20 protein-coding genes are annotated in these 23,368 nt (G+C 67.4%); 6 read left to right on the forward strand and 14 right to left on the reverse strand.

Going from position 1 to position 23,368, the window contains the following annotated elements; all coding sequences use genetic code 11:
* Positions 1 to 23: 23 nt before the first annotated feature.
* Positions 24 to 1,205 carry a cell wall hydrolase gene (locus E4341_RS13745; RefSeq protein ID WP_165118029.1) on the reverse strand — a complete coding sequence of 394 codons (1,182 nt, stop codon included), beginning with the start codon at positions 1,203 to 1,205 and terminating at the stop codon, positions 24 to 26.
* A 235-nt stretch (positions 1,206 to 1,440) separates the two neighbouring features.
* Here E4341_RS13745 and E4341_RS13750 point away from each other — a divergent pair, with 235 nt between their 5' ends.
* Positions 1,441 to 4,680, forward strand: coding sequence for a PAS domain S-box protein (locus tag E4341_RS13750; protein WP_240893574.1), 3,240 nt, complete (start codon positions 1,441 to 1,443; stop codon positions 4,678 to 4,680).
* Between the two features lie 79 nt (positions 4,681 to 4,759).
* Here the strand turns inward: E4341_RS13750 and E4341_RS13755 are convergent, their stop codons facing one another.
* Positions 4,760 to 5,116: a DUF6481 family protein gene (locus E4341_RS13755; RefSeq protein WP_055752926.1), complete on the reverse strand. Its 357-nt coding sequence runs from the start codon at positions 5,114 to 5,116 to the stop codon at positions 4,760 to 4,762.
* A 246-nt stretch (positions 5,117 to 5,362) separates the two neighbouring features.
* Positions 5,363 to 5,548, reverse strand: a complete 186-nt coding sequence (locus E4341_RS13760; RefSeq protein WP_165118033.1) for a hypothetical protein — start codon at positions 5,546 to 5,548, stop codon at positions 5,363 to 5,365.
* A gap of 511 nt (positions 5,549 to 6,059) precedes the next feature.
* Here E4341_RS13760 and E4341_RS13765 point away from each other — a divergent pair.
* Complete coding sequence (locus E4341_RS13765; protein WP_205751307.1) at positions 6,060 to 7,121, forward strand: cell wall hydrolase; 1,062 nt, start codon at positions 6,060 to 6,062, stop codon at positions 7,119 to 7,121.
* Between the two features lie 21 nt (positions 7,122 to 7,142).
* On the opposite strand, the gene nadC is transcribed toward E4341_RS13765, so the two are convergent.
* Genes nadC through nadA form a run of 4 tightly spaced genes read right to left on the reverse strand, consistent with a single transcriptional unit; the run spans position 7,143 to position 11,518 of the window.
* Positions 7,143 to 8,000: a carboxylating nicotinate-nucleotide diphosphorylase gene (nadC, locus tag E4341_RS13770; protein ID WP_165118035.1), complete on the reverse strand. Its 858-nt coding sequence runs from the start codon at positions 7,998 to 8,000 to the stop codon at positions 7,143 to 7,145.
* Complete coding sequence (locus E4341_RS13775; protein WP_165118037.1) at positions 7,997 to 9,511, reverse strand: L-aspartate oxidase; 1,515 nt, start codon at positions 9,509 to 9,511, stop codon at positions 7,997 to 7,999. The genes nadC and E4341_RS13775 overlap by 4 nt, the downstream gene beginning before the upstream one ends.
* The gene (locus E4341_RS13780; RefSeq protein ID WP_165118039.1) at positions 9,508 to 10,368 is read right to left on the reverse strand and encodes a metalloprotease; all 861 of its coding nucleotides are present in this window, start codon (positions 10,366 to 10,368) and stop codon (positions 9,508 to 9,510) included. Before E4341_RS13780 ends, E4341_RS13775 begins: the two co-directional genes overlap by 4 nt.
* A gap of 58 nt (positions 10,369 to 10,426) precedes the next feature.
* Entirely contained in the window at positions 10,427 to 11,518 is a 1,092-nt protein-coding gene (gene nadA, locus E4341_RS13785; protein WP_240893575.1) for a quinolinate synthase NadA, read from the reverse strand.
* Positions 11,519 to 11,708: 190 nt separating this feature from the next.
* Between nadA and ilvA the strand changes: the two genes are divergently transcribed.
* A complete protein-coding gene (gene ilvA, locus E4341_RS13790; protein ID WP_165118043.1) occupies positions 11,709 to 13,223 on the forward strand; it encodes a threonine ammonia-lyase, biosynthetic in 1,515 nt (504 codons plus the stop codon).
* A 69-nt stretch (positions 13,224 to 13,292) separates the two neighbouring features.
* Complete coding sequence (locus E4341_RS13795) at positions 13,293 to 15,500, forward strand: methyl-accepting chemotaxis protein (RefSeq protein WP_165118045.1); 2,208 nt, start codon at positions 13,293 to 13,295, stop codon at positions 15,498 to 15,500.
* A 37-nt stretch (positions 15,501 to 15,537) separates the two neighbouring features.
* On the opposite strand, the gene E4341_RS13800 is transcribed toward E4341_RS13795, so the two are convergent.
* The gene (locus E4341_RS13800) at positions 15,538 to 15,936 is read right to left on the reverse strand and encodes a host attachment protein (protein ID WP_017504716.1); all 399 of its coding nucleotides are present in this window, start codon (positions 15,934 to 15,936) and stop codon (positions 15,538 to 15,540) included.
* 109 nt (positions 15,937 to 16,045) lie between these two features.
* On the opposite strand from E4341_RS13800, the gene E4341_RS13805 reads away from it, so the two are divergent.
* Positions 16,046 to 16,756 carry a LamG domain-containing protein gene (locus E4341_RS13805; protein WP_165118047.1) on the forward strand — a complete coding sequence of 237 codons (711 nt, stop codon included), beginning with the start codon at positions 16,046 to 16,048 and terminating at the stop codon, positions 16,754 to 16,756.
* Here E4341_RS13805 and E4341_RS13810 read toward each other — a convergent pair.
* The 6 genes from E4341_RS13810 to E4341_RS13835 all read right to left on the reverse strand — a co-directional run bounded on the left by E4341_RS13810 (position 16,753) and on the right by E4341_RS13835 (position 20,870).
* Positions 16,753 to 17,280 carry a methylated-DNA--[protein]-cysteine S-methyltransferase gene (locus E4341_RS13810; protein WP_165118049.1) on the reverse strand — a complete coding sequence of 176 codons (528 nt, stop codon included), beginning with the start codon at positions 17,278 to 17,280 and terminating at the stop codon, positions 16,753 to 16,755. The genes E4341_RS13805 and E4341_RS13810 overlap by 4 nt on opposite strands.
* The gene (locus tag E4341_RS13815) at positions 17,264 to 18,355 is read right to left on the reverse strand and encodes a bifunctional transcriptional activator/DNA repair enzyme AdaA (RefSeq protein ID WP_165118051.1); all 1,092 of its coding nucleotides are present in this window, start codon (positions 18,353 to 18,355) and stop codon (positions 17,264 to 17,266) included. The genes E4341_RS13810 and E4341_RS13815 overlap by 17 nt, the downstream gene beginning before the upstream one ends.
* A gap of 58 nt (positions 18,356 to 18,413) precedes the next feature.
* Positions 18,414 to 18,623, reverse strand: a complete 210-nt coding sequence (locus tag E4341_RS13820) for a helix-turn-helix transcriptional regulator (protein ID WP_017504712.1) — start codon at positions 18,621 to 18,623, stop codon at positions 18,414 to 18,416.
* Entirely contained in the window at positions 18,616 to 19,317 is a 702-nt protein-coding gene (locus tag E4341_RS13825; RefSeq protein ID WP_091749641.1) for a hypothetical protein, read from the reverse strand. Before E4341_RS13825 ends, E4341_RS13820 begins: the two co-directional genes overlap by 8 nt.
* 72 nt (positions 19,318 to 19,389) lie before the next feature.
* The gene (locus tag E4341_RS13830; RefSeq protein ID WP_240893576.1) at positions 19,390 to 20,538 is read right to left on the reverse strand and encodes a hypothetical protein; all 1,149 of its coding nucleotides are present in this window, start codon (positions 20,536 to 20,538) and stop codon (positions 19,390 to 19,392) included.
* Entirely contained in the window at positions 20,535 to 20,870 is a 336-nt protein-coding gene (locus tag E4341_RS13835; protein WP_165118053.1) for a PadR family transcriptional regulator, read from the reverse strand. Before E4341_RS13835 ends, E4341_RS13830 begins: the two co-directional genes overlap by 4 nt.
* Before the next feature lie 141 nt (positions 20,871 to 21,011).
* On the opposite strand from E4341_RS13835, the gene uvrB reads away from it, so the two are divergent.
* On the forward strand, positions 21,012 to 23,354 hold the full coding sequence (uvrB, locus tag E4341_RS13840) for an excinuclease ABC subunit UvrB (protein ID WP_091749650.1): 2,343 nt from the start codon (positions 21,012 to 21,014) through the stop codon (positions 23,352 to 23,354).
* The last annotated feature ends 14 nt before the right edge of the window (positions 23,355 to 23,368 follow it).

Raw genomic sequence — 23,368 nt, forward strand, 5'->3', positions numbered from 1 at the left:
GCGAAGCGTTGCAATGCAGGATGTCAGTTCGCGGGGCGACCGACTTCCTCCACATCCATCGTCGTGACGCCTGTGGGCGCCGGGGCGGCAGGTTTGGTCGCCGATGCGGGCCGCTCGAGAGCATTCAGGCGCGCATTGATGGCGGCGACTTCATCACGCGTCGGCAGGCGGCGACCGCCCAGGCTGACCACGCCGACGACCCGCTGCTGACCATCGATCTCGACCGTCTTCAGAGGCGCGTCTTTCTGCGGAGCGTCGGGATCGGCGCCGCCGGTTGCAGAGCCGGCGGCGATCGTCATGCGCGGACGCGAGAAACGCGCCTCGTCGATCGCCGGCTCGCGCCCATTGTAGGTTTTGCGGAAGGCAGCCGTTTCGCCATAGACGCCCTTCCAGCGATAGAAGATGTGCGCGCCGATCTGCGTCACCTTGGCCACCGTCGGCGCCCACCAGGGATGCACATAGTCGGCGTGATAGTGAGTGGCGGTCCCGACTTCCTGAGCCACGGCGCCGGTCAGCGCCCGCTCCGCCACCTTGCGCGCCCGCTCCCACGCCCAGCCGACCGGCGCCTGGCCCAGCGAGCCGTCGCAGGTGAAGCTGAACTGACAGCCCGTGACGCGTTCGGCCCCTTCGAACACCACGCCGCAGACGGTGCTGGCGTAATTCGGATCGCGCACGCGGTTCAGGACAACCTGCGCCACGCCCGCCTGGCCGTTGTCCGGCTCAAGCGCCGCCTCATAATAGACCGCCTGGGTCAGGCAGCGCAGGGCGCGGCGGCGATCCTCGGCGCTGCCCTTGAACACGAACGGCAACGCGGGACGCAGAGCGCCGGACGCGGGCGCCATGGCCGCGTTCAGACGTTGGGCCTCAAGGCCGCTCTTGCCCGATTCCAGACCTGGCTTGCCGGCCAGCGTCAGGCTCTCCCAGCCCGGCGTCAGTCCGTAGAGAGCCGGCTGCAGAAGGTTGGGATCATGCCGCATGGCGACGGCCAGCTGTGACGGCGTCAATCGCCCCTTGATCGCGGCCAGCCCGCCCGCGCCGAGGTCGCCGCCGGTGATGCGCGAAACCGCCTCGGCCGTCCGATCCATATCGGGCCGCACGCTGGACCCCGCCGCCATGGCGACGCCCAGCACCGCGCCGGCTGCGGGCAAGGCCGCCGCCGAACGCCGCAGCGCCTTCCACATCGTCTTCCAGGGCAACCGGGTCATTCAGGGTCCAATAGCCGCGATCGGCGCACCGGCCTTTCGCTGAGATCGCGCGTCTAGTCCGACTTCTAGGCCATTTTCCGGCGTCACGACGACCGCCGTTATCAAACCCACTGCGCGTCAGGGGTGGTCGCCCCAAACGCAAGGTGTAAAACTATGTTCCAGCGAGGCAAACGCGTCGCTGGTGGGGCGAACCGACGATATGAGCGCAGGCGGATCGAAACGGCGGATCGCGGTCATGGATCGCTGGCTGATCGGCCTGGCGCGCTTGTCGACGGCCTCGCCGACGCATCGCCTTTTGATCGGGATCGGCATCGCTCTCGCGGGTCTGGCGATCCGGGCGGCGGCGTCGCCGCTGTATGGCGAGGTGACCGGCTTCACCATCCTGTTGCCGGCGGTGACCCTGGCCGCTCTGGCGGCCGGCTGGACCGCAGCCTTGACGGCGCTGGCGGTGTGTACCGGCGGCGGCTGGGCGATCGTCGCGCTGACGGCCACCGGACGGGATGGCGTGCTTGACGCCATCGGCGGTGCGGCGACCTGGAATTTCGTTCTCGTCGGCCTGTTCATCGCGGCGGTGGGGGCGTCGCTCCGCAAGGCCCTGTCGCGGTTGAGTGAAAGCGAGACCCGGTTCCGCGAACTCGCCGATACCGCCCCCTCGCCGATCTGGCTGCTGGATGCCAAGGGCGAGTTCGAGTTCGTCAACGCCGCCGTCTTCACCCTGCATGGACTGGACATCGAGGCGTTGCGCGAAGGCGGCTGGAAGACCGCCGTTCACCCCGACGATCTGGAGACCGTAAAGGCGGCAGAGAAGGCCGGCGCCGCTGATCGCAAGCCGTTTCAGATGGAGGCGCGCGTTCTGGGGCAGGACGGCGTCTGGCGCTGGATGCGGGCCGTCGTGCGGCCGCGCTTCGACGGGCAAGGCGTCTTCGTGGGCTATGCCGGCATCTCGTTCGACGTGACCGAAACCCGTGAAGCTCTGGATGCGGCGGCGCGGGCGGCGCGACGCCAGGCCTTCCTGCTGGACCTCAGCGACCGGCTCCGCGACCTGACCGATCCCGAAGACATCATGGCCGATGTGGAGAGCACGCTCGGCGCCCTGCTGGATGTCGAGCGGGTGGGCTATGGCGAGGTGGATCAGGCGGCGGGCGTCGTCTCCATGAGCCGCGACTGGACCGCCGGCGTCGCAAGCGCTCAGGGTCAGTTCAGCCTGAACGCCTTTGGCGAAGGTCTGATCGCGGACCTGAACGAAGGCCGCACCATCGAGATCTCGGATGTGCGCGAGGACCCTCGCACGGCGGCGGTCGCCGACGCCTTCGACGCCATCCAGACCCGCGCCCTGGTGCGCGCGCCGCTGATCCGCACCGGACGCCTGCGCGCGTTTCTCTATGTCCATTCGGCGACGCCGCGCGACTGGACCGAGGCGGAGGTCAGCCTGGTCGAAGAAGTCGCGGCGCGCACTTGGGCCGAGGTCGAACGCGCACGCGCGGAAAACGAGACTCGTGAGAGCGAACAGCGGTTCCGCGCCATCGCCGACACCGCGCCGGTGCTGATCTGGGTCACCAAACAGGATCGGAAACGCGCTTTCGTGAACCGCGCCTATGTCGACTTCCACGGCTCGGACTATCAGACCGTCCTCAACCTGGATTGGCGCGACGTGCTGCACCCTGAGGATCAGGCGCGCATTCTGGCCGAGTCCGTGAATGGGGAAGCGACGCGCGAGCCCTTTTCGATGGAGGCGCGCTATCGCCGTCACGATGGCGAATGGCGCTGGCTGAAGTCCTTTTCCCGCCCCCGTCTGGCCGGTCAGGAGGTTGTCGGCTTCGTGGGCGTGGCGTTCGACGTGACGGATATGCGCACGGCCCAGGCGCGCCTAGAGGAATCCGAGAACCGCTTCCGCACCGTCGCCGACAGCGCGCCCGCCCTGATCTGGATGAGCGACGACGCCGCCCAGATGGTGTTCGCCAACAAGCGTTACCGCACCTTCTTCGGCGTGGAGGCGGACGCGCATCTGCCCGATAGCTGGCGACGCCTGATCCACCCGGACGACGAAGGGGTGTTCGCCGGCGCCTTCATGCGCGCCTTCGAGGCCCGGGATCGGTTCGAGGCGCTGACGCGGATCAACCACCCGACGCTCGGTCCGCGCTGGTTGCGTACCGAAGGCGTGCCGCGCTTCGACGCCTCCGGCCTTTTCCAAGGCTATGTCGGCGCCTGTCTAGATGTGACCGACGCCAAGCGGGCCGAAGACGACCTGAAACGCATCAATGAATTGCTGGAAGAAAGGGTTGACGAGGCCCTGATCGAAAAGGCCCAGGCCGAGGCGCAACTGGTTCATGCCCAGCGGATGGAGGCGGTCGGGCGGCTGACCGGCGGGGTCGCGCATGACTTCAACAACCTGCTGACCGTCGTGATCGGGGCCTTGGACATCATCCTGCGCAGCGAGGACGCGGCCAAGCGCAAGAAGCTGGGCGAGGCGGCGTTGGCGGCGGCGCGACGGGGCGAGAGCCTGACGCACCAGTTGCTGGCCTTCTCGCGTCGTCAGGCTCTGCGGCCCGAGCCGATCGATCTGAACGCCCTGATCCGCGAGAGCGAACCGCTGCTGCGCCGGGCCGTCGGCGAGGCCGTGGACTTCAAGGTCAAGCTGAAGCGCGGCGGCGCGCCCGCCAATGTCGATCCGGCCCAGTTCGAAGCCGCGCTGCTGAACCTGATCGTCAATGCGCGCGACGCTCTGGGCGATGTGACCGGGGCCAGGGGCCGCCAGGCCCGCATCACCGTGCAGACGCGGGCCTGCACCGTCGAGGCCGGACAGATCGCCGAACTGGCGGCGGGCGACTATGTCTGCGTCAGCGTCGCCGACAACGGCGAAGGCATGTCGCCGGACATCCGCGACCGAGTGTTCGAACCGTTCTTCACCACCAAGGGCGTCGGCAAAGGGACGGGCCTGGGGCTGAGCCAGGTCTATGGGTTCGCACGCCAGTCAGGCGGCGGCGTCCAGATCATCTCCGAGCCGGGACGTGGGGCCGAGATCTGCATCTTCCTGCCGCCTCTGTCGGCGGAAGACGCCGCAATGACGTCCTGTCTGGTCGCCGCCGATGGCGCCCCCTTGGTCGAGGGCGGGCGGATGTTGCTGGTGGAGGACGACGCCGGCGTCGCCGCGATCGCGCTGGAAATCCTGGAAGGCTTCGGGCTGGAGGTCGACTGGGCCGAGACGGGCGACGATGCGCTGAAGTTCCTTCAAGCCGACGACTTCGATCTGATGCTGACCGACGTGGTGATGCCCGGCGGCATGAGCGGCATCGATTTGGCGCGCGAGGCGGCGGCGCGCTGGCCGAATCTGCGGATCGCCTTGACCTCAGGCTACGTCGGCGAGGACGTGGATGCGGTGCTGGCCGACACGATCTGGCCCCTGCTGCGCAAACCCTATTCGTCGGACCAGTTGCGCGCCCTGCTGGAACGCCTCAGCGCCGCGACGACGAACTAACGAAGCGGGGACCTGACGGCCAAAGAAAAACGCGCCGCACCGATGCGACGCGTCGATCTGTTTGGAGCCGCAGCTGGATTTAGCGGCGGGCCTTGCGGGCGGCGTAACGCGCGTCGCGCTTGGCCTTCTGCTCTTCCTTAGTCAGTTGCTTGCGCGCCTTGCGGTCGGCGCGCTTTTCCGCGTCGATCTCTTCCTGGGCGGCGAGTTCGGCGGCCAGACGCGCGGCTTCCTTTTCAGCCTTTTCACGACGCTGCTCGGCCTTGGCCAGCTCGTGCTGCTGACGCAGGGCCTCTTTTTCGGCGGCGCGCTTTTCAGCCAGACGCTCGAACTCGGGATCGGGCGCGGCGGCCTTTGGCTTGAATTTGGCGAGCAGGGCCTTCTTGGCCTCTTGCTGGGCGGTAATGCGGTCGGAGAATCCGGTCTTCAGATCTTTCATGCGAAAGCGTCAGGGTTCCTTGTGAGCGACCAGGGCGGTCGTCGGGGGTCAGGCTGCGCCACGCACGGCCCGAAGCGGGGCGCACAAAGCCGATAAGCGAGCGAAAATCAAGGTTCGCAGCCCGCAAATCGGCCCGATGCGTCATTTGGAGCGTCGCGGCGGCGTGGCCGCAACACTTCGATCAGATAGGCGCCGCAGGCCTGATCGCAAGCGCGGCGATAAGAGCGTGCGTCGACCGAGGCGGTCTTAGTTCGGCTTTTGCGCTTGGCCGACAGCCGTCCCGGCCGCACCGCCCACGGCGGCGCCGACCGGGCCGCCGACGACCGCGCCGGCGATAGCACCGCTGGCGGCCTTCTGTTCGATGGTCGCGCCGCAGGCGGACAGGGCGAGCGCCGCCGCAGCGGCTGCGCTCAAGGTGATCATTTTAGTCATGGGCTTCTCTCCAAAGGCCACGCTTCAACGCGAACGCGTCATAGCGGTTCCTGGCTTGGGCTCTAGTTGCGCCGACAACCACCGCCATAATTCTAAACAGCTTTGTTCGTTCCAGTTAGCTTGCTGCGATGCAGCATATTTAGATATGACAAGTTCAACTGTTGATGGATACAGTATTCGGCCTATAGATTTATCCAGTCTTGCCGTTTTGCAGCCACACGGGTCGCCGCGACTGAAAAATACCCACCGAATCCGATGCGTTAACCATCGGATTGCGAATCGAACACATTGAGGCCATAAAAGGCTGGCTAATGGCCCGTCCTCGACGCCCGGGCCACTGAGCCGAGCGCCGGAATTTGCAGGCTGGACCGCGACCGCAATGGGTCGCCTCGCCGGCAAGACTACCCCGGGGGCCGCGTTTCTCGCCCTGCTGAACAGGACTACCTCGTTGTCGCATTCTTCGCAGACGCGCGCCATTTTGCGCGCCGATCGTGTGGCCAAGATCAAGCCCATGACGGCTGTCGCAGCCTTTGGCGGTCTGTTGGGACTGGCGATCGGATGCGCCTATCTGGGCGGCACGACGGCGCGCGCGACGACGTTGCGCGCCCAGGCCGAACGGATTCAAGGCGCCACCGCCGCCGGTTTCACGGAAGAAGCCCTGGCCGCCGCCGCCGGCGGCCTCGACGCCAGCGCCCTGACCATTGCGCGTCGTCATGATCCCTACACCAGCGCGGGCTCGGCCCAGCGCGACCGTCAGGCCGAACTGCTGGCCGCCCGTCTTGAACAACTCCGTGCGCCCGGCGATCCCAACCTTCGCCGCGCCAGCCTGACAGCACCGACCGCCGCGCCCGCCTTCCGCGTGGCCAACGCGCTGGACGCCAGCCGCGATCTCGATTGCCTGACTCAGGCCGTCTATTATGAAGCCCGTGGCGAGGGCGCCGACGGCATGAAGGCCGTGGCCCAGGTCGTACTGAACCGCGTGCGCCACCCCGCCTTCCCCAAGACTGTCTGCGGCGTCGTCTTCCAGGGCGCGGCGCGCAGCACCGGTTGCCAGTTCTCCTTCACCTGCTCCGGAGCGATGCGCGGCCGCGTCAACCAGGCCGCCTGGAACCGCGCCAGGACCGTGGCCTCGAACGCCATGTCGGGGTCGGTCTTCTCGCGCGTCGGCAATGCGACCCACTTCCACACCACAGCCGTGACGCCGGGCTGGCGTTCGTCGCTGGTGCAGGTCAGCCAGGTCGGCAGCCATCTGTTCTATCGCTTCGGCGGCCGTTCGAGCACCGGCGGTACCTTCACCTACGCCGCCCGTCGCGCGGCGCCGGCGGACCAGCCGCGCCTGATCCAGGCCGGCCTCAACCCGGTCGAAACTGCGCGTCAGGCCGGACAGGCGGTCGCCTATTCGATGGTGCTGGCGCAGGAAGGTCGCGCCCTGCCCGCACCGGCGGCCCAGTCGACGACACCTTCGCCTGCCGCCACGCGCGCCGCCGTGTCCCAACCGGCTTCCCGCCCTGCGCGGGCGAACGAGACCTCGGCCAAGACCGAAGTCGCCGAAACGGCCTCCAGCCCCGCTTGATCGGCGGAGGCCTGGAAGCGATCAGAGCGCGTCCAGGCCAATATCGAGAACGGGCGCCGAATGGGTCAGGGCGCCGACCGAGATGACATCCACGCCCGTCTCGGCGATGCCGCGCACCGTCGTCAGATCGACCCCGCCCGAGGCCTCCAGCACGATCCGCCCTGCGACGCGCGCCACGGCGGCGCGCAGGTCGTCGAGGCTGAAGTTGTCCAGCATGATGACATCGGGCGCCGCGCCCTCGTCGATCAGGGCCAATACGGCGTCCAGCTGATCCAGCCCATCGACCTCGACCTCGACCTTCATCAGATGCGGAGCGAAGGCCTTGGCCCGCCGCACCGCCTCGGCGACGCCGCCGCAGACGGCGACGTGGTTGTCCTTGATCAGGATGGCGTCATCCAGACCGAAGCGATGGTTGATCCCGCCGCCGCAGGCCACGGCGTGCTTCTCCAGCGCGCGCAGCACCGGCGTAGTCTTGCGCGTATCCGCGATCCGCGCCTTGGTCCCGGCGACGGCCTCGACATAGGTGCGCGTTAAAGTCGCCACACCGCTGAGCCGTCCGACAAGATTAAGCGCCGTCCGCTCGGCCGAGAGGAAGGCCCGCGCCTCGGCCTCGACAACAGCCAGCACGGCGCCCGCGTCAAAGGCGTCGCCGTCTCTCAATCTCAAATCGACCGAGGCCTTGGGGTCCATGGCCAGCACGGCCAGACGCACGCAGTCGATGCCGGCCAGCACGCCGGGCTTTCTGGCCGAAAAGGCCGCCTTCATCCGCGCATCCTCTGGAATGCAGGCCATGGCGGTCACGTCGCCGGCCCGACCCAGATCCTCGGCTAGCGCCAGGCGTACGACGGGCTCAATCAGGACTTCTGGAAGTCGTCTCATTCCGCCGCCTCCAACGCAGCCGGGTGCGGGATCCGCACCCGCGTATGCACAGCGACCCCATCCGTCTGCGGATAGTCCGAGCGATAGTGCCCGCCCCGGCTCTCGCGCCGGTCCAGCGCTGCTTGGGCGATCAGCCGCGCCGCCAGAAGAACAGCCGCTGGCCCGCACTGCCTCTCCAGCCGGTCGATCAAGGCGATCAGGGCCTGCAGTCCCTCCGCGTCACGCACCACGCCGGCATGCGCCGTCATGGCGGTCCGCAGTTCGGCCATCGCCTCATCTGGCAGGTCGGGCGAAACCTCGGTCGCCAACGCGCGGCCGCCGCCGACTTCCTGTGCCGCCGACCGGCCCGCGCGCCGACCGAAGGCCGCCGCTTCCAGCAGAGAGTTGGACGCCAGCCGGTTGGCGCCGTGCACTCCGGTCGCCGCGCATTCTCCGACTGCGTAAAGGCCCGCAACCGTCGTGCGGCCGTCCGCGTCGGCGGCGATCCCGCCCATGTGATAGTGGCACGCCGCCATCACCGGGATCGGGCCGATGCGCGGGTCCAGGCCGGCGCGCATACAGGCGGCGAAGACGGCCGGAAACGCGTGCGGAAACTCGTCCCCGATCGCCGTGCGTGCATCCAGAAAGGCCCCTCGACCGTCGGCCCGCGCCGCATGGACCGCTCGCGCCACCACGTCGCGCGGTTTCAGATCGGCGTCGGCCTCGTCGCCCAATAGAAAGCGCCCCTGACCATCGATCAGCCGCGCGCCCTCGCCCCTTAGAGCCTCGGTCGCCAGCGGCGCGGGGTCCAGTCCCACGTCGATGGCAGTGGGGTGGAATTGCACGAACTCCGGATCGAGGATTTCCGCGCCGACGCGCGCCGCCAGCGCCATACCCTCGCCCTTCAGCGCCGCCGGGGTCGTGGTCGCCGCGAACAGGCCGCCCGCCCCGCCGGTGGCCAGGACGACCGCCGTCGCCGTGATCTGGACCAGACGTCCGCCGCGCACGACCACCGCCCCGACCACACGGCCGTCGGCGTCCTGCAGCAGGCCCTTCAGCCGCGCGTCGTCCCACACCTCGATCAGCTTCTCAGCTCGCACCGCCGCAACCACGGCGGACAGGATGGCCCGCCCGGCCCCGTCGCCGCCGACCCGCGCCACGCGCGGCACCGAGTGGGCCGCCTCCAGGCTGACGACGAAACCGCCGTCCGCATCGCGGTCGAACGGCGCGCCCAGGGCCGCCAGCCATTCCACAGTCTCGCGCCCGGCGTCGGTCAGGGCGCGCGCCGCGACCGGCTCGACGAGACCCGCACCCGCCGCCTCGGTGTCCTTCGCGTGCAATGCGGCCGAGTCCTGCCCTGTCAGCGCCGCCGCCATCCCGCCCTGCGCCCAGGCGGACGAACAGGCGCTCAGCAAGGGCTCGGGCGTCACGACGAGAACCTTCGCGCCGGTCTTGGCCCCCTCCAGCGCGGCCGACAGCCCCGCCAGGCCCGCCCCGACGATCAGAGGTCCGTCATGCCGCGTTCGGTTCATCGTCCAAAGCCCAAATAGTTGAGGCCCAACTGCACCGCGCCGGCCGGATCGCCCCCGGTCATCGGCATAAGGGCGCCGACGGCCGCCGCCGCGCACACCGCGAGGGTCAGCAGATAGAGGGCCAAGCTCTTGCCCGCCTCGGGCCAGCTCAGCGTTCCCCAGGCCGCACGCCAGACGCCGCGCTTCAAATGGCTGAACACCGATAGAGCCAGAAAGGCGGCCAGAATGAACCGCCCGGTCGTCAGCCCCCACCAGACCACCGCCACGCCGATGACCAGCAGCACGATCTGCTCCAGACGCGGATGCACACGCGTCAGCACCGGGCCAAGAGCCTTGGATCCATCCAGAGGCGGCGCAGGCACCAGGTTCACCAGATTGAGCATGGCGATGAAGAAGGCGCCCATCAGCCACTCTCCCTGCCCCAGAACCATCCAGACCCCGACGAACGGGATCATCACCAGCAGGCCGAACGCCGGTCCGGCCAACGACACCAGAACCCCGTCCCACTCACTTTTTGGCTCCCGCCGCGCTTTGGCGAGGCCGCCCAGGAAGGGGATGATGTAAATACGGGCCGGCCCCATGCCGAGCTTGTTCATCGCCAGGGCGTGGCCCGCCTCATGGACGAACAGGCCGATCAGCACCGCGCCCGCCACGATGGCGCTGCCCGTGATCCACCACAGGAAGCCGCCCATCAACCCCGTGGACAGCATCGCCCACACCAGGCTCTGGTCCTTCTCGATCGGCGCTTCGGCCGCGGGCGCCGGCGCGGTTTCACGCGCCGATGTCGCTTCGGGCTTGGCGTCCCAAGGCCCCGGCGTGCGGTGGGGCGTCTGATCTGTGGTGTCTGTGTTGCTCATGGCGTCCAGATGGGCGCGGACGACCGTCCCGTCTCCGGGACCGATCGCCGCGTCACGCTCAGATCAGCTCCACATCCACGTGGTGGCGCGCCTTGACCAGATCGTAGCGCGCGGGAATGGCGGGCGGCGGCAGGTCGATCATTCGCTGCACCGCAAGGCGTCCACGCTCGATCATGTCGGCCGGCACCGTGACCTCGAACTGCATGTTCAGCAGGCAGTCGTGGATGTTCTGAAGCGTGATCCGCTTCATGTGCGGGCACAGGTTGCACGGGCCGATGAACTGCACGCCCGGTACGTCGCCGGCCACGTTCGAGGCCATCGAACATTCGGTGATCATCACCACCTGTTTGGGCCGGCGCGCCTCGACGTAGTCGGTCATCGCCGCCGTCGAGCCGGCGAAGTCCGCCGCCGCCAGCACGTCTTCGGGGCATTCGGGATGGGCCAGGATTTCGGCCCCCGGATAGGCGGCGCGCATCTCGGCGATGTCGTCCACCGTGAACCGCTCATGCACCTCGCAGCGACCTTTCCAGGCGATGATGCCGACCGTCGTCTGGGCCGCGACGTTGCGCGCCAGATATTCGTCGGGGATCAGGATGACGCGGTCCACGCCCCATTCCTTCGCCGCCCACTCCACCACCTGAACAGCGTTGGCGGACGTGCAGCAGATGTCGGTCTCGGCCTTCACATCGGCGGTGGTGTTCACATAGGTCACGACCGGCAGACCGGGGTAGCGCTGCTTGATCAGCCGCACATCCGCCCCGGTGATCGATGAAGCCAGCGAGCACCCGGCGCGCAGGTCGGGGATCAGCACGGTCTTCTCGGGCGACAGGATTTTGGACGTCTCGGCCATGAAGTGGACGCCCGCCTGGACGATCACCTTGGCGTCCGACCGCGCGGCCTCCTTGGCCAGGCCCAGGCTGTCGCCGACATAGTCGCCGACCCCGTGGAAGATCTCGGGCGTCATATAGTTATGGGCCAGGATTACGGCGTCGCGTTCACGCTTCAGCCGGTTGATCTCGCTGATCAGGCGCGCCTGTTCGGGCCACTCCAAAGGCGTGACGTGGTCCTTGACCTTGGCCCACACCCCGGCGGTTTCCCGCGCCAGCTCTTTCGTCAGACCAAAGGCGTCGTCAGCCATGATCATCTCCATACCCTTATGCTCACATTTAGCATAAGCAGGCGCAATGTAGGCCTATGCGGGCGCTGTGCAAGAGGAAATGCATGCCGCCTCCTATCCGCCACCGAAGACAAAGATTTGCAAAAACCGTTCCCATTTCGGCGAATATCGCCTAGACGGCAGCCCACTTCTTTGCTTCCAAGCGCCTATCCGCAGCATTTCCATGCAGGACACCATCCGCCGCATCTTCACCGCCCGCGTCTATGACGTGGCGGAGGAAACGCCCCTCGACCCGCTGCGCCGCCTGTCGGCCCGGCTCGACCGGCCCGTCCTGCTGAAGCGCGAGGACTTGCAGCCGGTCTTTTCGTTCAAGATCCGCGGCGCCTACAACAAGATCGCCGGCCTGTCGGAGGACGAACTGTCCAGGGGCGTCATCTGCGCCTCGGCCGGCAATCACGCGCAAGGGGTGGCTCTGGCGGCCGCACGTCGCGACATTCCCGCCACCATCGTCATGCCCACCACCACCCCCGGCATAAAGGTCGCGGCCGTCCGCGCTTTGGGCGGCGAGGTGGTCCTGCACGGCGACAGTTTCGACGAGGCCTATGCCCACGCCCGCCACCTGGAAAGCCAGACCGGCGCGGCGTTCATCCATCCCTTCGACGACCCCGATGTCATCGCGGGCCAGGGCACGGTGGGCCTCGAGATCGCCCGTCAGCACGCCGATCCGATCGAAGCCATCTTCGTGCCCATCGGCGGCGGGGGCCTGGCCGCCGGGGTCGCCGCCATCGTCAAATTCCTGCGTCCCGAGACCCGGATCATCGGCGTCGAGCCGGTGGATGCCCCGACGATGAAGTCCGCCATCGACGCCGGCGAGGTGGTGACCCTGAACGAGGTCGGCCTGTTCGCCGACGGCGTCGCCGTGCGTCGAGCCGGGACCGAGACCTTTCGGCTGTGCAAGGATCTGCTGGACGAGATCGTGTTGGTAGACACCGACGCCATCTGCGCCGCGATCAAGGACATCTTCGACGACAGCCGCGCCATTGCCGAACCCTCCGGAGCCGTGGCCTTGGCGGGGCTGAAGGCCTGGGCCGCCGCCCACCCCGGAAGCGGCAGTCTGATCGCCATCAACTCGGGCGCCAATCTGAACTTCGACCGGTTGCGCCACGTCGCCGAACGGGCCGAGATCGGCGAGGGCGCCGAGGCCCTGCTGGCCGTGGCGATGAAGGACGACCGCGACGACTACCGTCGATTCCTGGACAGTCTGGACGGTCGTTCGGTCACCGAGTTCAACTATCGCTGGTCCGGCGACGGGCAGGCGCAAATTTTCGTCGGCGTCGCCCTGCGAAACGGTCCGCACGAGCGCGACGACCTGATCGCGGCCCTGCGTTCGGGCGGTTACGCCGTCGAGGACATGAGCGACAATGAGACCGCCAAGCTGCATGTCCGCTACATGGTCGGCGGTCGCACCGTCGGCCTGCCCCACGAACGCATCCTGCGCTTCCAGTTCCCCGAACGCCCCGGGGCCTTCCTGCGGTTCCTGAACAGCCTGCAACCCGCCTGGGCCCTGACGCTGTTCCACTATCGCAACCACGGCGACGACGTCGGCCGGGTGCTGGCGGGCATCAGCGTGCCGCCTGAAGAACAGGACCAATTGTCAGCCGCCCTTGCCGACCTGGGCTACCCCTACGTCGATGAAACCGCCAATGCGGCGTGCCGCCTGTTTCTGGACGGCGCGTAAATACGTAGTGCGCCCTTAACCGGGCGTTTGCGGGCGCGGGGGCATAGGGACAGGCCTACGGAGCCCGACATGTTCTCGTTCAATCGCCTTTCCATCGCCCTAAAGCTCGCCGTCGTGGCGGGGCTCGCCATCGGCGCCTTGATGATCGTCGCCGCCATCGGCGTGACGGCCTATTCCGGCGCGATTGTCCGCGACATGGCCGGCCGATACGCCGAAAGCGCTGCGCAAGAGGCCTCGCAAGAAATCCGCAACGAGATCGTCTCGGCGGGCACGGGCGCCAAAACCCTGGCAGCGACACTGGGCGCCGCACGACAGACGGGCCTGACCGACCGCGCCGCTTATATGGCCCTGGTCAAGCCGAACGCCGAAGCGACCGATCAGGTCATGGGCGCCTGGTTCATGGCCGCCCCTGACGCCGTCGGCGCCGACGCCGCCCACATTAGTGATGCGGCGACCAGTTCGAACGTCAACGGACGACTTTCAGTCTATTGGGTGCGCCGCGACGGCCAGATTTCCCTGGAACCTGAGGCAGACGGCTCGGACTTCGAACAGGCCTATTACACCGAGCCGATGGCCAGCGGCGCGCCGGTCGTGGTCGAACCGTACGAAGAGAACATTGGCGGCGGCAAGGTCGCGATGACCTCGGTCGCCTATCCGGTGCACGCCAACGGCCGCATCATCGGCGTCGCGGGACTGGACATCACCCTGGCCAACCTGTCGCAGCGCTTGGCGGCGATGAAGCCGCTGGGCGCCGGTCGCGTCACTCTGGTGTCGAACAAGGGCGTCTGGGTCGCGCATCCCGACGCCGCCGTGCGAGGCCAGGCCTATGCCGACGCCGGCGCGGACATCGTGCGCAACGTCATCGCCAAACGACAAGCGCAGGCGGTCGAGGGCGTCAGCGTGAACGGCGAGCCGCTTCGACGTCTGGTTCAGCCCGTGATCCTGCCCGGCCAAAAGGCGACCTGGGCCGTCGTGCTGGACATCCCCGTCAAGACGATCGAGGGCCCGGCGCGGCAGTTGGCTTTGATGCTTCTGGTCGGCGGCGTTCTGATCATCGCCGCCATCATCGTCGCGCTTCTAGTCACCAGCGACCGCCTGATCCGACGCCCGCTGGCGCGCCTGACGGCCGATGTGCGGACCATGAGCGAAGGACGCTTTGACATTCCCGTCGCCGGTGCGGACAAGGCCGACGAACTGGGCCAGATTGCGCGGGCGCTCGAAGGGTTCCGGCTTGAGCTTGCCGACGGTCTGACCCGTCGCGATCAGCAGCAACGCGAGCGTGCGGCCGCCGAAACCGATCGTCGCCGGCACGCCGAAGAGACCGAGCTTTTCGCCGCCTCGCAAACCCGCGCCGTCGAGACTTTGGGCGAGGGTCTGTCGCGTCTCGCCGCAGGCGAACTGGCCTGGCGGATGCCGGAGGCGGGCTTCACCGCCGACACGCGTCGCATCCCGAAAGATTACAACGCCGCCCTGCACCAGCTGCACACGACGATGACCGGAATCTGGACCACGGCTCAGTCGATGCGCGGCGGATGCCAGGACATCGCCGCCGCCGCCGACAGCCTGTCGCGCCGCACCGAACAGCAGGCCGCCGGTCTGGAGCAGACCGCCGCCGCGCTGGATGAGCTGACGCAGACGGTGCGCAGCAGCGCCGAAAACGCCGAGCGCGCCCGCGACATCACAGAGGCTGCAAAGGCGGCGGCCGACAAGGGCGAAGCCGTCGTCCACGACGCGATCGGCGCCATGTCTGAGATTGAGCAGTCCTCCACCCAAATCAATCAGATCGTCGGCGTCATCGACGAAATCGCCTTCCAGACCAGCCTTTTGGCCCTGAACGCCGGCGTCGAGGCCGCCCGGGCCGGGGAAGCCGGACGCGGTTTCGCTGTGGTCGCCTCCGAGGTGCGGGGCCTGGCCGAACGGTCAGCCAGCGCCGCAAAAGAGATCAAGGCGCTGATCGCGCTGTCGCAAAGCAATGTTCAGCGCGGATCCGATCAGGTGTCGCTGACGCGCGATAGCCTCAGCGCCATCGCTGTCCAGGTCGCGGAGGCCAACGCCTTGGTTCGCACCATCGCCGCCGCGACGCGCGAACAGTCGGTCGGCATCGGCGAGATCAATGTGGCGATCAATCAGATGGACCAGTTCACGCAGCAGAACGCCGCCATGGTCGAGGAATCCACCGCCGCCAGCCACGCCCTGACGAACGAGGCCGGCGAACTGGAGGGGCTGATCAGCCGCTTTGATTTGGGTCAGACGGCGCAATCGAGACGCGTCGCCTGATCAAGGGACGGGCGCCACGCACAGCGCCCGTCTGTCTTCACGCCTTGTCGATGGCGGCGGCGATCTGATCGCTGGAATGGCCCGTCAGATCCTTGGCGATCTCGCCGACCAGCTTGGCTTGAAGGTCCTTGTGCCAATGTTTGCGCAGTTCGCCCAGCGTCTTGGGCGCTGCGATAACCAGCAATTCGTCGATCTTGTTGGTGACCGACCATTTGTTAAGCACCTCGGCGACGCCCATGGCGAAACCGTCCTCAGCCTGGGTGTCATTGTCGGGGTTCGCCTCATTGGATCGGCGGCCGGCAGAGCCCGAAACCCGATCCGCGATGGCCGGGGTTTCCAGCGGCGTCAGCTTGATGTCCGAAGCGTTCGTATTCTTGAACAGGGCCAGCTTCTCGCCATCGACCACCGCCACCAGCGCGCCATTGGAAAGTTTCATCGTCGATACTCCAGTCTGTAGGGATCGAGACAACGAACCGGGACGCAGGCCGTTGCCTCACGCCGCCGATCCCATAGTGTCGCGCGACAAAACCGCCGGGAGATGAACCATGCCTGACGTCCTGCCGCTGGACCGCCGCCGCCTGATGGCCCTGGGCGCATCAAGCGCCGCGGCTGTCATCCTGCCGGGGTGCGCGACCATGACGGCTGCGTCGCCGCTCCAGACGGTATGGACCTTCGATCGCCTGACCGACATCGGGGGGATCGAAACCCGCGTCGAGGACGCGCCGGGCCTTATCGACAGTCCCTTCGGCCAAGCGGTTCAGTTCGACGGCGTGGACGACGCCCTGTTCATCGATCAGCATCCGCTGGCCGGGGCCGAAACCTTCACCTTCGAGGCCCTGTTCCGACCCGACGGCGGCGCCTTCGAACAGCGCTGGTTTCATCTCGCCGAAGACGCGCCCGCCGGTCAGCCGCCGTCGCAGACGCGCTTCCTGTTCGAAATTCGCGTGGTTCAGGACCGCTGGTACCTGGACGCCTTCACGCGCGGGCCGGGCTACAACCACACCCTGATCTTCCCCGAGCGGCTCCATCCGTGCGGACAATGGTTCCACGTCGCGCAAACATTCGATGGCATCCTATACCGGGCCTATGTCGACGGCGTCCTGCAGGGCGAACATGCGGTGCCGTTCAAGCCGCAAGGGCCAGGCCGCGCCTCGGTCGGTTGCCGCATCAACCGCGTGAACTACTTCAAGGGCGCGGTGCGTCAGGCCCGCTTCACACACGCCGCCCTGCCGCCCGAACGGTTCACGCGGGGCTAAAGCAGCCGGCCGCCCGCCTCATGCGCCAACAGCCAGCGTTTGCGCTCAAGCCCGCCAGCATAGCCGGTCAACGTTCCATTCGCTCCGATCACGCGGTGGCAGGGCACGATGACGCCGACCGGATTGGCGCCGTTGGCCAGGCCCACGGCGCGGACGGCCTTTGGCGCGCCGATGGCCGCAGCAAGCTGACCATAGGTGCGGGTCTCGCCGGTCGGAATGTCGCGCAAGGCCTTCCACACCGCGCGTTGGAAATCCGTGCCGCCGGTGCGGACCGTGATCGCGTCGAAGGCGGTCAGATCGCCCTCGAACCAGGCCTCTACCGCCCGGCGCACCGGCTCCGGCGCGCGGCCTTCGGTCAGCACGACCTCACCGTAGTGTCGACGCAGCAGCAGGCGCAGACGGGCTTCGTAGTCGTGGAAGTCCAATGCCCGCACCGCGCCGTCGGCGTCGGTGACGACCAGCACCTCGCCTACCGGGGACGGGATGCGATCCAGGGTCAGATGCATGTCAGGCTGCTCGGTCATTTCGCCGTTCCTCGCTCAGGGCCCAATAGAGTGCGCCATAGGCCCGCCACGGCCGCCACCGCTCGGCGCGCGCCAGCAGCGCGGCGTCCGTCGTCGTCAGCCGGTCGCTGGGCGCATCCTCACCCGCATCGATCCAGTCGCCCGCAAGCCTCAACCCCGGCCTAGCCCTGATTGCGGCATACAGAACGGGATCGGCCGACAGGTCGCGCGTGATCGCCTCGGGATCGGCGGCGAGGTCGAAAACGCGCCGCACCCGCGCCAGCACGCCCGGCAAGGCTTTCAGATTGTCGATCAGCGCCTCGACCGCCGCCTTGCCTTCACCGGCCGGTCGAACCGTCACCGCACCGTCGGTTTCGTCCACGTCCAATCGAAGCCGCCGCGTCCAGGCGCCGTCCACCACGGTCTCGTCCGCGACATCGCGTATAGCCAGCGCCGACATCATGATGGGCCAGTCATAGGGCGCACGATAGGACAGACCAATCCTGATCACTCCGCCCGCTTCGGATTCGACCTTGCGACGCCGCAGGTCCGACGGCGCGCGACTATACAAGGCCTGAAACGTCTCATTGAATCGTCGCACGCTGCCGAAGCCTGACGCCATCGCCACCTCGGCCATCGACAGGTCGGTCTCGTGGATCAACTGTTTGGCCAAGAGGACGCGCCGTGTCTGAGCCACGCTGACCGGGGCGGCGCCCAGATGCTGGCGGAACAGGCGGCGCAGCTGCCGCTCGCCCATACCCAGCCGTGTCGCCAGCCCATCCGTATTGCTGACATCCAGCGCCCCTGCCTCGATCAGGGCCAAGGCCCGGCTGACGGTATTGGACGTGCCGCGCCAGGCGCCCATTTCCGGCGCCGTCTCGGGCCGGCACCGCAGACAGGCCCGCAAGCCCGCCGCCTCGGCCGCTGCGGCGCTGGGATGAAAGACCACATTCTCGCGCTTCGGCGTCCGCGCCGGGCAGACGGGCCGACAGTAGATGCCCGTCGAGGTCACGCCGGTGAAGAAACGCCCGTCGAAACGGGCGTCCCGCGCCACGACGGCGCGCCAGCAGGCCTCCTGATCCAACAGCTGATCCATGCCCGAAGGATGCGCCGCCTGCCCGGCGATGTCTCGCGGTTTTCGGACATCAATCGGATCAGTCTCTTAGGAAGAACAAGGCCTCCACCGTCGTATCCAAGGCCCGGGCGAGTTCCAGGGCCAGAACGGTCGAGGGCACGAAGACGCCGTTCTCGACCGTGTTGATGGTCTTGCGCGAGACGCTGGCCTTGTCGGCCAGCCCCTGCTGCGTCAGGCCTGCGGCGGTGCGCGCCTCCTTCAGCCGCGAGCCGAGCCTGGGATCACCCATCGCGACCGGCCTCGCGATCCAGCCAGGCGAACCGCAGGCCCGCCGACGCCCCGCCCAGCGCTAGGACATAAGGCAGAGCCAGCACGCCATAGTCCGCGCGCCATAGACCCAGACCCAGGGCCACGGTGACCCCGCCCATCAGCACGACGAAGGCCAGGATCATCGATCGCGCCCGCAGCACCTGCGTCAGCTCGTCTTCCATCAGACGGCGGTTCTTCTGCGCATTCCAGTCCCAGCCCATGACGAGCACGGGAATCAGCCAGCCGTACAGAACCGGCAGCAGGATCTGCACATAGGCGCCGAGGTTGTGGTCGCCGCCCAAGACCCGCTGCATGGCCAGATGCGCCTGAGCCATGAACAGCAGCAGCACCAACGGATAGAGGACCAGCTGTTGCGTGCGCCCCCGCTGCAGCTTTTCGCGGCGGGCGCCGTCACGGCTTTCCGCCACATCGATCGGCTGTCCGGGGCGGCCACACCAGGCCATCATGGCCCCGATGATCAACAGCCCGAAACCGAAGCCGGCCGCCACGCCCGCGGTCGTCGCCTGATCGCCCTCCGTTCCATGCATGAGCGCGAAGCCGGCGCCGCCGGCCAAGGCGGCGGCGCCGATGACGAGCATGGCGACGCCGCCCCACCAGTATCGACGCCGGCTCGATTGCACCCGCAGAACTGCGGCGTTTTCGTCCTTGTTCACAACTTCCTCCTGAAGTAACCTTGAGGTGACATATCACCTATAGGTTACACGCCGTCAAGAGGGGATATCGCCTTATCGACCGACGACCAGTCGCGCCGCCGCGCGGATGACCCGCACCACCTCTGCGGCGAAGGCCCAAACGACCACGACCATCAGGATCGTCGCCACCCCGCCGACATCGTCGCCGGAGCGGCCGATGAGAACCCGAATCCGATCCACGAAATCGGTGACGCTGCCGACCCAGATCAGCGGCGACAGCGCCGACCAGAACCAGACCCACAGCAGGCCCCAGGCGGCGGCGATCCCGAAAGCCAGGTCGCCCAGCGCCGTGACCCGCACATTGCCGCCCGACGCCGCCCGCAACAGGTCGAAGCCGATGCGGCAGGCGGCGAACAGGGCGACCGGCCAATAGGCGACCCGCACCATGTCGGCCAGAATGCGCCCGTAATCGACGCCGTCGACAACGCCAGCCAGTTCCTCCGGCCGGATCGGCGCGGCCTGCAACAGGCCCGTCCACCACAACAGCACCACGGTCCAGCCGATGGCGCTGGCCACCGCACGCGCCACGGGCGACATTTCGGCGCTCTTGCGCACGGCTTGGCCCGACTTTGAGGCCCCTTCGTCGCCCCTGGTGAACCATTCGCCCTTGGCGATCCGTTGGGTCGTCCACTGCTCGGCGTCGAAATCGCCGCCCAACTCGAACAGGCCCAGATCCTTGACGCGCCATTTGGCGATGAAGTCCGGCTTCTTCGACTGACGCTCCAATACGAAACCGACAGCGGTGAGCAGGCCGACAACCGTGATCGCGCCGCTGATCAGGCTGGAGATCCCCTGCCCGATCGCCTGGCCCACATAGACGTCGCCGGCCAAGACCCGCACCGCCAGGCCGATCAGGGTGACGGCCGCCATCACCGTCAGCCCGACCTTCAGCCCGAACATCCACCACGGATAGAGCTCAGGCCCGATCAGCGCCTGCGGTCCTGGGCGATAGCGCGCCGCCACGGTCAGCGGATGACCGACCTCGCGCAGCAGGGCTTCGACCTCGTCGTCGGTGGGCGCCCTTCCCAGTCGAGCCTCCAGCGCCTCCAGACGCCCCATGATCTCGTCGCGCAGCTCGGCGACGATGTCGTCGCGGTTGTCCTTCGGCAGCTGGGCCGCCACGGCCTTCAGATAACGTTCGACCAGGTCCATGCCGGTCTCTCCCTCTTTCCCGGTGTTCACAGCGTCTTCTCCAGCGAGGCCGACAGGCCGCGCCATTCCACAGCGAGCCGTTCCAGCATCGCCTCCCCGCGCGGCGACAGGCGGTAAAACCGCTTCTTGCGCCGCTCCTCCTCGCGCCATTCGCTATCCAGCAGCCCCTGGCTCTCCAGCCTGCGCAGCAGCGGATAGAGGGTGCTCTCCTCCATCTCGACCCCGACCTCGCCCAGGGCGACCCGCAGCGAATAGCCGTATTGCTCGCGCCTGAGGCTCGCCAGCACGGCCAGGATCAACGACCCTCGCCGCAGCTCCAGCCGCAGGCTCTCGAACAGCAGCGCCTCGTCGTTCTCGCTCACCCACCACCTCCGTACGCCACATAGTGTGTGACACACAGTGTATGGGGCATACTGTGCGAGGGTGTCAAGCTGAACCGACCGCAACCCAGCGCAACTCAGCGCGCTATGGCGAGACACGCCCTCACTCACTAAGTTCTGTTCATGAACCGTTCTTCGACGCCGAAGCCCGCCGCCGCCAAGCCGGCCAAGCCCGTTCACGTCCCAAATCCAGGGGTGCAGGAGGCCTCGGCCGCCTTCATCCGCGACACCGGCAAGATGCCGATGTTCGCCCCGGTCGCCGGGCCGCGCCTGACGCCGGAGGAGCCGGTCGCCGCGCCCGCCGACTGGGTGCCGCACCGCCCCTCGCACGAGGGCAAGAAGAAGGGCGGGCGCTTCCGGCTTGAGACCAAATACACGCCCGCCGGCGACCAGCCCGCCGCCATCGCCGAATTGGTGGCCCAGGCCCAGGCCGGGGACCGCGACCAGGTGCTGCTGGGCGTCACCGGTTCGGGCAAGACCTTCACCATGGCCAAGGTGATCGAGGAAACTCAGCGCCCCGCCCTGATCCTGGCGCCGAACAAGACGCTGGCGGCCCAGCTCTATTCCGAGTTCAAGTCGTTTTTCCCCGATAATGCGGTAGAATACTTCGTCAGCTACTACGACTACTATCAGCCAGAGGCTTATGTTCCGCGTACGGACACGTACATTGAAAAGGACTCAAGCATCAATGAGCAGATTGACCGTATGCGGCACTCTGCGACGCGGGCTATACTAGAACGGGAAGATGTCATCGTCGTGGCGTCGGTGTCCTGCATCTACGGCATTGGATCGGTTGAGACCTATACGGCAATGACGTTCACGCTGAAGGTGGGGGATCAGATCGACGAGGCGAAGCTGCGGGCGGATCTGATCGCGCTGCAGTACAAGCGCAACGACCTGAACTTCGACCGGGGCATGTTCAGGAAGCGCGGGGACGTGATCGAAATCTTCCCGGTCCACCTGGAAGACCGCGCCTGGCGCATCAGCCTGTTCGGGGACGAGCTGGAGGCGATCCAGGAGTTCGATCCACTGACGGGCAAGAAGACGGCCGATCTGAACGAGATCACCGTCTATGCGGCCAGCCACTATGTGACCCCGCGCCCGACGCTGAACCAGGCCGCCGCCGGCATCAAGGCGGAGCTGAAGGAGACGCTGGACTGGATGGTCGAGAACGGCAAGCTGCTGGAGGCGCAACGCCTCGAACAGCGCACCCGGTTCGACCTGGAGATGATGGAGGCCACCGGCAGCTGCGCCGGCATCGAGAACTACAGCCGCTGGCTGACCGGCCGCGCGCCGGGCGAGCCGCCGCCGACCTTCTTCGAATACATCCCCGACAACGCCCTGCTGTTCGTGGACGAGAGCCACGTCACCATCGGCCAGATCAACGGCATGTTCCGGGGCGACTACCGCCGCAAGTCGACGCTGGCGGAATACGGCTTCCGCCTGCCCTCCTGCATCGACAACCGCCCGCTGAAGTTCGAGGAATGGGAGGCCATGCGCCCCCAGACGGTCCACGTCAGCGCCACCCCCGGCCCGTGGGAGATGGAACAGGCGGGCGGCGTGTTCGTGGAGCAGGTCATCCGCCCCACCGGCCTGATCGATCCGCCGGTCGAGATCCGCCCCGTCTCGGGCAAGACCCGCAACCAGGTCGACGACGTCATCGACGAGGTCAAGGCGACGACGGCCAAGGGCTATCGCAGCCTCGTCACCACCCTGACCAAGAAGATGGCCGAGGACCTGACCGAGTATATGCACGAGCAGGGCATCCGCGTCCGCTACATGCACTCCGACGTCGATACGCTGGAGCGGATCGAGATCCTGCGCGACCTGCGGCTGGGGACGTTCGACTGTTTGATCGGCATCAACCTGCTGCGTGAGGGTCTGGACATCCCCGAGTGCGGCCTTGTCGCCATCCTGGATGCGGACAAGGAGGGCTTCCTGCGCTCGGAGACCTCATTGATCCAGACCATCGGCCGCGCCGCGCGCAATGTGGACGGCCGCGTCATCCTGTACGCCGACCGCATGACCGGCAGCATGGAGCGCGCCATCGCCGAGACGGACCGCCGCCGCGAACGGCAGATGGCCTACAACGCCGAACACGGCATCACGCCCGAAACGGTCAAGCGCGACATCAAGGAGATCATGGACAGCCCCTATGAGTCGCGCGAGATGGATCGCCTGACCAAACCAGGCGTGGCCGAAGCCTCCAAACCCTTCGTCGGCTCCAACTTCCAGGCCGCCCTGCGCGACCTGGAAGGCCGCATGCGCGAGGCCGCCTCCAACCTGGAGTTCGAGGAAGCCGGCCGCCTGCGCGACGAGATCAAGCGCATGAAGCTGATGGACCTGGAGTTCGCCAACGAAGCCCTGACCGGCGCCGGCGAAACCGTCGACAAATCCGCGCCGAAACGCTGGCGCGCCGAGGCGGCGGCGGAGGCGCAGGAGCGGTTCAGGAAGGGGCGACTTTAGAGCGCAAGCTTAAC

The organism is Brevundimonas sp. 'scallop' (assembly GCF_011045535.1).
In the GTDB taxonomy this organism is placed as follows: domain Bacteria; phylum Pseudomonadota; class Alphaproteobacteria; order Caulobacterales; family Caulobacteraceae; genus Brevundimonas; species Brevundimonas vesicularis.

Excerpts from the sequence above, each read along its gene's own strand:
- E4341_RS13775 (WP_165118037.1), bottom strand. The coding sequence starts at position 9,511 with ATGAACCGAACGCGGCATGACGGACCTCTGATCGTCGGGGCGGGCCTG.
- nadC (WP_165118035.1), bottom strand. The coding sequence starts at position 8,000 with ATGAGACGACTTCCAGAAGTCCTGATTGAGCCCGTCGTACGCCTGGCG.
- E4341_RS13795 (WP_165118045.1), top strand. The coding sequence starts at position 13,293 with ATGTTCTCGTTCAATCGCCTTTCCATCGCCCTAAAGCTCGCCGTCGTG.
- E4341_RS13810 (WP_165118049.1), bottom strand. The coding sequence starts at position 17,280 with ATGACCGAGCAGCCTGACATGCATCTGACCCTGGATCGCATCCCGTCC.
- E4341_RS13760 (WP_165118033.1), bottom strand. The coding sequence starts at position 5,548 with ATGACTAAAATGATCACCTTGAGCGCAGCCGCTGCGGCGGCGCTCGCC.
- E4341_RS13765 (WP_205751307.1), top strand. The coding sequence starts at position 6,060 with ATGACGGCTGTCGCAGCCTTTGGCGGTCTGTTGGGACTGGCGATCGGA.
- E4341_RS13750 (WP_240893574.1), top strand. The coding sequence starts at position 1,441 with ATGGATCGCTGGCTGATCGGCCTGGCGCGCTTGTCGACGGCCTCGCCG.
- E4341_RS13820 (WP_017504712.1), bottom strand. The coding sequence starts at position 18,623 with ATGGGTGATCCCAGGCTCGGCTCGCGGCTGAAGGAGGCGCGCACCGCC.
- E4341_RS13755 (WP_055752926.1), bottom strand. The coding sequence starts at position 5,116 with ATGAAAGATCTGAAGACCGGATTCTCCGACCGCATTACCGCCCAGCAA.
- ilvA (WP_165118043.1), top strand. The coding sequence starts at position 11,709 with ATGCAGGACACCATCCGCCGCATCTTCACCGCCCGCGTCTATGACGTG.
- E4341_RS13780 (WP_165118039.1), bottom strand. The coding sequence starts at position 10,368 with ATGAGCAACACAGACACCACAGATCAGACGCCCCACCGCACGCCGGGG.
- nadA (WP_240893575.1), bottom strand. The coding sequence starts at position 11,518 with ATGGAGATGATCATGGCTGACGACGCCTTTGGTCTGACGAAAGAGCTG.
- E4341_RS13815 (WP_165118051.1), bottom strand. The coding sequence starts at position 18,355 with ATGGATCAGCTGTTGGATCAGGAGGCCTGCTGGCGCGCCGTCGTGGCG.
- E4341_RS13805 (WP_165118047.1), top strand. The coding sequence starts at position 16,046 with ATGCCTGACGTCCTGCCGCTGGACCGCCGCCGCCTGATGGCCCTGGGC.
- uvrB (WP_091749650.1), top strand. The coding sequence starts at position 21,012 with ATGAACCGTTCTTCGACGCCGAAGCCCGCCGCCGCCAAGCCGGCCAAG.
- E4341_RS13800 (WP_017504716.1), bottom strand. The coding sequence starts at position 15,936 with ATGAAACTTTCCAATGGCGCGCTGGTGGCGGTGGTCGATGGCGAGAAG.
- E4341_RS13745 (WP_165118029.1), bottom strand. The coding sequence starts at position 1,205 with ATGACCCGGTTGCCCTGGAAGACGATGTGGAAGGCGCTGCGGCGTTCG.